The organism is Rhodococcus sp. LB1, assembly GCF_001583455.1.
GTDB lineage: Bacteria > Actinomycetota > Actinomycetes > Mycobacteriales > Mycobacteriaceae > Rhodococcus_F > Rhodococcus_F opacus.
Map to the genome: position 1 here is coordinate 1 of NZ_LTCZ01000334.1, position 467 is coordinate 467.

Here is a 467-nt window from a genome sequence, read left to right on the forward strand (position 1 = left end):
GCCGCCAACGCCTTACCCCGCACCCGGTCGAGCACCTGATCGAACCGCGGATTCCCCGACAGATCCACCCGCAGCACCCAGCTATTGACGAAGAACCCCACCAACTCGGCCAGGGCGTCGTCGGTGCGGCCCGCGATCGGTCCCCCGATCGCAACGTCCTCCCCCGCGCCAAGTCTGCGAAGCAGCACCGCGAGCACAGATTGCAGCACCATCGAGGGTGTCGCCCCACATCTGCGGGCAAGTTCCGTGACTGCCGAAGCACGTTCCGGTGCGATCACGAACTCCACCGTGCCGCCGCGGTAACTCGGTTCGGCCGGTCGGCACCGATCGGTGGGTAGGTCGATGCACTCGGGCAGCCCCGCCAACTCGGCCCGCCAATACTCGACCTGTGCGGCAAGCACACTCCCCGGATCATCCGCACTGCCCAGAAGCTCCCGCTGCCACAGGGTGTAATCGGCGTACTGCAC

At 67.0% G+C, this 467-nt stretch carries 1 protein-coding gene; it reads right to left on the minus strand.

Annotated features, from left to right (window positions below; translation table 11 throughout):
- On the minus strand, nucleotides 1-467 hold a 467-nt coding region (locus AZG88_RS54520; RefSeq protein WP_231914285.1), incomplete at both ends, for a condensation domain-containing protein.